The following is a 4,524-nucleotide window of genomic DNA, read 5'->3' as shown; positions in this document are numbered from 1 at the left end:
GGCGTGGAGCGTGCCGTAGCCGCCGTGCTCGACGAGATCGGCCCCGACCTGGTCGGCACCGACGCCGTCGACCAGCGGATCGGGGGGCCCCGAGGGGGGGGTCCCGCGGGGGCCCCCCCCGCCGGCCCCGCGCGGGCCCGCCGTCTCGCCGTGCCCCGTGACCTCGTTGCGCGAACGTGGTGACGGCGTCTAGTCTCGCGGGCACCCCTACTCCGGAGTTCCGATGGGCACGACCGAACTCGCTCGCCGCACCACCGCGCACGGCGGCCCGGTCCTGGCCTCGGCGCGCGACGCGGACCGGGTGGTCGAGGCGTGCACCGGGACGTTGCGGCCGCACGAGCTGCGTGTCGCCCGGGGTGGCGAGCTCGCGGCGCGGCTCGCGCATGTCCCGATCGGCGACCTGTCGGTCAACCGGCTCTGCTACGGTGCCGACGTCACGGTTTCGCCCGCCGTACCCGAAGAGGACAACTTCCTGCTGACGCTGCCGGTCGCCGGCGAGGCCGTGTTCCGGTACGGCGGGTCGGTGGCGCCGGCCTCGCCCGGCCACGGCGTCATCGTGGGCCCGTACCGCGAGTTCGAGTTCGCCCTCGACGCCGAATACGACCAGGTGGTCGTCCGGCTGGACCGCGGGCGCGTCGAGTCGGTCGCCTCGGCGATGACCGGCACGACCGGACCCGTCCACTTCGACCTCGGCCTCGACGCGGCGGTCGCCCAGGTGGACGGCTTACTGGAGACGGCGGTGGAGCTGGCAGGGTCGAGTCTGGCGACCGCCCGGCCCCAGCTGCTCTGGCAGCTCGAACAGGTGATCATCGAATCCCTCCTGCTGAGCCAGCCGAGCAACCGCGGCCGAGCGCTCGGGCCCGGGGCATCGAAACCGCCTTCCGCGCGCGTCCGGCGTGCGATGGACCACCTGCGTGACCACCTCGCCGAGCCGGTGAGCATGGCCGCCGTCGCGGCGGAATGCGGCGTGAGCGTCCGGAGTCTGCAGGAGTCGTTCCGCCGCGAACTCGACACGACGCCCGGCCAATGGCTCAAGGCCCAGCGGCTGGAACGGGCCCACTCGCTGCTCGCCGGCGGTGGTGAGCACGTCACGGTCACCGACGTGGCGTATGCCTGTGGCTTCTTTCACCTCGGCGAGTTCGGCGCGGCGTTCAAGGCGCGCTACGGCGTCACGCCCTCGTCGATGCTCGCCACGGGGCGCTGACCCACCCCGCGCGATTCCGATAACGACGGCGCGCCTTTCCGATATCGGCGACGTCCCGCGCACGGGCAAACTGGCGGTCCCTTCGGTTCGGACACGGGAGACCGCCCATGAAGTTCGTTCTCGTCCACGGTGCCTGGCATTACGGTGAGTTGTGGCACCCGGTGCGCACGCACCTCGAAGCCGCCGGGCACGAGGTGCACACGCCGACCGCGGGCGGCCTCGGCGACGGTGATGACAAGCACGTCGATCTCCGCGCCGCCGCCCAGCCGATCATCGACCACATCCTCGGACACGACCTCAGCGGCTTCGTCCTCATTGGACACAGCTGGGGCGGCTACCTCATTTCCCGCGTCGCCATCGAACTGCCCGAACGTGTCCGGCGTCTGGTCTACTTCGCGGCTTTCGTTCCCGAGCACGGTAAAGCGCTCGTGGACGAGCTGCCCCCGCAGCTGCGCGCCGCGCTCCAGGAGAGTGCTGACGAGCGGGGCGACGGCTCGGTCGTCCTCCCGTTCCCCGTCTGGCGTGACGGCTTCTTCAACGACGGCACCGCCGAGCACGCCCGGGCCGTGTACGACCGCCTGCGGCCGCAACCGTACGGAGCGTTCACCGACCCGGCGGACATGACCGGCTGGGACAAGGTGCCGCGGGCCTTCAGCTACCTCGCCCCCTACGAGGACAACGACATCACCCAGGGTGAGTGGGGCCGTCATCCCCGGCTGTCGAACCGGCTCGGGGTCTTCCGCCTCGTCGGTATGCCCGGCGGTCACGAGGTGCTCCTGACCGATCCCGGGCTCACCGCCCAGAAGTTCGTCGAGGCCGGCCGCGACTGACTCCGCGCCGGCCGAAGTTTTCCGTGAAAGTGAGGAACTCCTGATGCGCACCAGCGCCGATTATCTGTCCACATTGGATGACGGCCGGGTGGTCGTCGTCGATGGCGAGCCGGTCGAGGACGTCGCCGGTCATCCGGCTTTCGCCCCGATCGCGAGCACCATCGGCCGCCTCTTCGACCTCGCCGCCGACGACGCCAACGCCATGCAGGCGATCGACCCGGTGACGGGCGCACACGTGAACCGGCTCTTCCTGCCGCCGCGCGGACCCGAGGAACTCACCGCGTACCGTCAGGCGGTTCAGGTCTGGGCCGACGCGACCCATGGCTGGGTCGGCCGCTCGCCCGACCACGTCGGCGCCTTCGTCGCGGCGTTCTCCGCTCACCCGGAGGCGTTCAGCGAGGAGCGCGGCCTCCGCGACAACGTCACCGCCTTCCACCGCCGAGTCGTCGAGAACGACTTGTACCTCTCGTACGCGATCATCCCGCCGCAGGTTTCCCGGGCCACCACCGCCCACGCCTGGGAAGGCGACCTCGTCCAGGTCGGCGTGAAGGAGGAGCGCGAAGACGGCATCGTCATCCGCGGCGCCCAGATGCTCGCCACCGGCGGGGCCGTGGCCGACGAGATCCTGGTCTCCTGCATCAAGCCGCTCCAGGCGGAGGACGCGATCTTCGCCAACTCCTTCACCGTTCCGGTCAACGCGCCCGGTCTCACGCTCTACTGCCGCCGTCCGTACGCCCCTGGCGCGACCAGCGAGTTCGACTATCCGCTCACCAGCCGCTTCGACGAGACCGACGCGCTGCTCGTCTTCGACGACGTTTTCGTCCCGTGGAAGGACGTTTTCGTCTATCAGGACGTCGCGGGCCTGCGCCGTCAGTTCTTCGACACCAGCGCGCACGTGCTCGGCAACTGGCAGGCCCAGATCCGCCTGGCCACCAAGCTGCGGTTCCTGGCCGGGCTGGCCAGGAAGGTCACCGCGGTGAACGGCGTCGACCGGTTCCCCGCCGTCGTGGAGAAACTCGGCGAACTCGCCTCGCTGGTCTCGATCGTCGAGTCCGGCGTCCTCGCGGCCCAGCAGACCGCCGCGCCCGACGCTCAGGGGCTGTGGCGCCCAGGCGCCCAACCGCTCTACGGCGCGATGGGGCTCCAGTCCGAAGTGCACCCGCGCGTGATCGCGATCCTGCGTGAGCTCGTCGGCGGCGGCGTCCTCCAGGTCCCGTCGAGCAGCGCCGAGCTGGCCGGGGAAAAGACCCGCGCGGACATGGAACGGTACGTCAGCAGCCCCGGCGTCTCCGCCGAGGAGCGCATCAAGCTCTTCAAACTGGTGTGGGACGCCGTAGGCAGCGAGTTCGCGGGCAGGCACCAGCAGTACGAACTCTTCTACGCGGGCGCGCCCTTCGTCGTGAAGGGATACGCGTACCGCAACTACGACTTCGGCTCGGCACTCGAGTCGGTGGAAACCTTCCTGACATCCTACGAGGTGAAACGATGAAGCCCGAGTTCGAGTTCTTTCCGGTCACCGACGTCCCGTTCACCGTGTGCGCGGGCGACGACCCGCTCATCACCGAGCGGATCCTCTCCCTCGACCCGGAAACCGGTGTGGCGACAAGGATCCTGCGTTACGCACCGGGCGCGGACTCCACACCGCTCGGTGTACAGCGGCACGACTTCTGGGAGGAGGTGTACATTCTCGAAGGGTCCTTTGTGGACATCACGCTGGACCGCACCTTCGCCGCCGGCGAGTACGCCTGCCGCCCGCCGGGCATGCCGCACGGACCGTGGCGGACCGACGAGGGCGTGCTGACCTTCGAAGTCCGTTACCCGGCGGGCGGCCGACCGTGAGCGCTCCCGTCGAGCCGCCGGCGATGCGGCAGGCGATGGGCCGGTTCGCCACGGGCGTCGCCGTCGTGACCACCGTGCACGACGGCGAGCCGCACGGCATGACCATCAACTCGCTCACCTCGGTCTCGCTCGATCCCCCGCTGCTGCTGGTGTGTTTCACCCACGGCGCCCGCAGCGCCGAGGCGGTGAGCCGCTCAGGACGCTTCGCGGTGAACGTCCTCGCCAGGCGGCAGCAGGCGATCGCCCTGCGCTTCGCCGCTCGAGGCGAGGACCACTTCTCCGGTCTGGAACTCGACTACGGCGACCACGAGGTACCCGTCGTGCCGAACGCGCTGGCGCACCTCGAATGCGGCGTGGACCGCCTGATCGAGGCGGGCGATCACACGATCGTCCTCGGCTCGGTCACCAGGACCTGCGCCGCACCGGGCGAGCCGCTCGCGTTCTACTCCGGCCGGTTCGGCGACGTCGTCCCGCACGACGCCGAACCCCAGCACTGGTTCTTCTGACACCACCGACGGACGCCTTCGGGTAAGCACGGGCACCGCTCGATGTCGCGAACGCTCCGTCGAAGACGTTCAGCGGGCCCAAACGGGCGGTAGCCGCGCGCTTGGGCGAACGTGCCCCTGAGCGGAGCGCCAAGCCCCCGCGGGG

6 protein-coding genes are annotated in these 4,524 nt (G+C 70.3%); all 6 read left to right on the top strand.

Going from position 1 to position 4,524, the window contains the following annotated elements:
- Positions 1 to 183, top strand: a 183-nt coding sequence (locus tag ACFWY9_RS30075; protein WP_378340479.1) for a hypothetical protein, incomplete at its 5' end; no start/stop codon positions are given.
- Between the two features lie 40 nt (positions 184 to 223).
- A complete protein-coding gene (locus ACFWY9_RS30070; RefSeq protein ID WP_378340457.1) occupies positions 224 to 1,204 on the top strand; it encodes a helix-turn-helix domain-containing protein in 981 nt (326 codons plus the stop codon).
- Between the two features lie 107 nt (positions 1,205 to 1,311).
- Positions 1,312 to 2,034 carry an alpha/beta fold hydrolase gene (locus ACFWY9_RS30065; RefSeq protein WP_378340456.1) on the top strand — a complete coding sequence of 241 codons (723 nt, stop codon included), beginning with the start codon at positions 1,312 to 1,314 and terminating at the stop codon, positions 2,032 to 2,034.
- 43 nt (positions 2,035 to 2,077) lie between these two features.
- On the top strand, positions 2,078 to 3,523 hold the full coding sequence (locus ACFWY9_RS30060; protein WP_378340455.1) for a 4-hydroxyphenylacetate 3-hydroxylase family protein: 1,446 nt from the start codon (positions 2,078 to 2,080) through the stop codon (positions 3,521 to 3,523).
- Positions 3,520 to 3,873, top strand: a complete 354-nt coding sequence (locus ACFWY9_RS30055; protein WP_378340454.1) for a cupin domain-containing protein — start codon at positions 3,520 to 3,522, stop codon at positions 3,871 to 3,873. The genes ACFWY9_RS30060 and ACFWY9_RS30055 overlap by 4 nt, the downstream gene beginning before the upstream one ends.
- The gene (locus ACFWY9_RS30050) at positions 3,870 to 4,379 is read left to right on the top strand and encodes a flavin reductase family protein (RefSeq protein ID WP_378331633.1); all 510 of its coding nucleotides are present in this window, start codon (positions 3,870 to 3,872) and stop codon (positions 4,377 to 4,379) included. The genes ACFWY9_RS30055 and ACFWY9_RS30050 overlap by 4 nt, the downstream gene beginning before the upstream one ends.
- Positions 4,380 to 4,524 lie beyond the last annotated feature (145 nt).

It is taken from the genome of Amycolatopsis sp. NPDC059027, from assembly GCF_042739735.1.
GTDB lineage: Bacteria > Actinomycetota > Actinomycetes > Mycobacteriales > Pseudonocardiaceae > Amycolatopsis.
Note: the sequence above shows the minus strand (reverse complement) of the source record. Positions and strands in the feature narration are given on the sequence as shown.